Origin of the sequence: Micromonospora sp. NPDC049799, assembly GCF_040656655.1 — a bacterium.
Lineage (GTDB): Bacteria > Actinomycetota > Actinomycetes > Mycobacteriales > Micromonosporaceae > Micromonospora.
Genome location: NZ_JBFAMU010000578.1, coordinates 1 through 2,890 on the forward strand (window position 1 = coordinate 1; position 2,890 = coordinate 2,890).

2 protein-coding genes are annotated in these 2,890 nt (G+C 71.4%); one reads left to right on the plus strand and one right to left on the minus strand.

All coding sequences use genetic code 11. From position 1 onward, the window contains the following. Nucleotides 1-60: 60 nt before the first annotated feature. Nucleotides 61-1,131: an ATP-binding protein gene (locus AB0I76_RS26635; protein WP_357040898.1), complete on the minus strand. Its 1,071-nt coding sequence runs from the start codon at nt 1,129-1,131 to the stop codon at nt 61-63. Nucleotides 1,132-1,441: 310 nt separating this feature from the next. Here AB0I76_RS26635 and AB0I76_RS26640 point away from each other — a divergent pair, with 310 nt between their 5' ends. Next, a complete protein-coding gene (locus AB0I76_RS26640; RefSeq protein WP_357040901.1) occupies nt 1,442-2,848 on the plus strand; it encodes a cutinase family protein in 1,407 nt (468 codons plus the stop codon). Nucleotides 2,849-2,890 lie beyond the last annotated feature (42 nt).

A 2,890-nucleotide genomic window follows, 5' to 3' on the forward strand; every position in this document is an offset into this window, starting at 1 on the left:
CGCCTGTTCGACGCCGACGGGAAGCCGATCACGGTCCGGGTGGTCGAGGGGCGACGGGCATCACCTCGGGCTTCGTACCGCCGCGGGGTCGAAGCCGACGCCGTCGTCGCGCACGGTCAGCGTCCAGCCGCCGTCCGGGCCCTGGTCGAGGTGGACCACGACGCCGTCGGCGCGGGCGTGTGCCCGTACGTTGAGCAGCAGGCTGTCCAGCGCGCGCTCGACGGCCTCGGCGTCCCCGGCGGACAGGCGCACCCCGGCACCGAGGTCGAGCAGGGTCTCGACCGGCAGATCGGCGAAGCGCTCGCACGCCCGCTCGATGATCGCGGCGAGCGCGGTGTCGGACCCGTCGCCGTCCCGGTCGGGCGGGCGACCGCGCAGGTAGGAGCGCATGCGCTGCACCTCGACCTCAGCCAGGTCCAGCAGCCGCGAGCGCGCCGCGTCGGTGCCCGGCTCGGTGAGCATGCGCATCACGGCGACGCCGTTGTGCATCATCACCTGGGCGCGGCGTTCCTCCTCGCGACGGGCCAGTTCGGCGGCGCGGGCCCGCGAGGTGTCGGCGTCGTGGGCGATGCGGCGGGTGTAGCCGAAGAACATGCGGGCGACCAGCGCGTACACCACAAAGGTCAGGATGTTGCCGACCGCGGTGGAGATCATCTCCCCGCTGAACGCGCCGCCGAGGTACACCAGGTAGCAGGCGGCGATGCCGAACATGCCGCCCGCCCACAGGGCGACGCTGCGTACGCCGCCGGCGGTGATGATGACCGACAGCGCGTAGCCGGGCTGGTAGGCGACCCAGGTGCCGAAGCGCTCCCCCGGCACCAGCACCAGCGGCCCGAGCAGAAGCAGCAGACAGGCCAGCGTGTAGTCCAACGCGGAGACCGCCGCGCCGAGGGGTCGGCGGCGTACCAGCGTCGCCACGCTCACCGCGACCGAGGCGAGCGCCGCGGCCGCCCAGCAGACGGCGTAGGCGATGCCGTGCGGTGACGTGGTGACGCCGGCGTGCACGGCGGGGATCATCTGGGCGAGCGTGCCGATGCGGACCCCGGCGACGAAGTACGAGAACGCCCGCTCCACGCCGGCCCTGGTCGTCGGCAGCTCCGCAACACGCCACAGCCTGCTCCGGCTGCTCATGTTCCTCCCTCATGTGGTCGAGGGCCCCAGCCGCGAGATTCGCGGATTCGTTGGGTTGCCGCGGGTCCCGGAAACGTGGCGATCATGGTATGCCAGCGGCGCGGCCGAAGGTAGTGAGCTCGTCGCCCGGATTCCGGTGTTGACCCTGCCCCGGACCGCCGCCACCCCCGACGGGTAGCACCGCATTCTGCGATTTCGTTGGGTTGTCGCCCCACCGGCGGTGGGTTGTGATCAACGGGCTCCGCGGCCTCGTCAGGTGGTCGTTCCGCTCATCCCCTGATCGTCCCGCCCCCGAAAGCAGGAGACTCGCATGACAGTCAGTAGCAGGCCCATCAGGCGGCTCAGCGCGTTCGCCGCGCTCGCCTCCGTCGTGGTGGGTACGGCGGTGACCGTGACCGCCGCCCCGGCGTCAGCCGGTACGACCACGGCCACGTGCGCGCAGGTCGTCGTCATCGGCGCGCGCGGCACCAACGAGGACCCCGGTAAGGATGGCACCGGGCCGTTCGGCAACACCTACACGAGCGGCGGCTTCGGGACGTTGGCTCTGCCTCCGCTGATCACCGAGCTGAAGGCGACGTCCGGCCTTCAGGTCCGGGCCGCCGGTCTGATCTACGGCGCCTTCTGGAGCCAGGACCTGACCGTGGGGGTGGCGAACCTTCGGGACGAGCTCAACAAGCTCGCCGTCAGCTGCCCGAGCTCGCGCACGGTGCTGCTGGGATTCTCCCAGGGAGCGACCGTCATCGGTGAGGCCCTCAACCCGAACTACGTCATCAATCCGCAGGCTGCCGTTCCGGTCGACCTGAGCACTGCGGCGAAGAACAGGATCGCCGCCGTGGTCTTCTACGGTGACCCCGGCTACCGCGACGGGGAAAGCTTCAACGACTGGCGCAACTCCGGCGACGGGCCGGGGGTCCGCTACCGGGCGCCGGGCACCCTCAACTGGGTCGCCTCACGCCTGCGCTCCTTCTGCTACGACCGTGACACGATCTGCGACCACGACGAAGGCGGGGCGAACCTCTTCGAGTGGGACTGGACCGTGCACAACTCCACCTACCTGCGCAGCGCGGTCGTGGCGCGGGCGTGGGAGTTCATCACGGGCAAGCTCGGGCTGGGCGGCTACCCGGCGGACAGCGGCAACGTGACCCCGATCCCGTCGGCGTCGGAGGGTGTGATCCTCCAGGAGATCGCGCAGGCCGGCGGATACACCGGCCCGGTGGACGGTGCGCCCGGCACGTACACCTGGTCGGGTGTGCAGCAGGTGATGCGCGGTTACGGCTACACGGGCCCGATCGACGGGCTCCCCGGGGCGAACACCTACGCCGCGCTGCAGCGTCTGGCGCAGAAGGGCGGCTACACCGGTCCCATCGACGGAGCGCTGGGCGTCAACTCGTGGAAGGGCATCCAGACCGTCCTGCGCGGGTTCGGCTACACCGGCCCGATCGACGGTATTCCCGGCACCAACACCTACGCCGCGCTGCAGCGGCTGGCCAAGCTCGGCGGGTACACCGGACCGGCCGACGGCGTGCTGGGCGTCAACTCCTGGAAGGGCGTGCAGAAGGTGGTGACCGGCTACGGCTACACCGGCCCGATCGACGGCGTCCCCGGCATCAACACGTACGCCGCCCTGCAGCGGATGGCGCAGCTCGGCGGGTACACCGGCCCCGTCGACGGCGTCCCCGGCCCCAACACCTGGGCCGCGCTCGCCAACCTCATCTGAGCCCCACGGCAGCGGGTCCGCCCGGCCGTTCCCCGGCCGGGC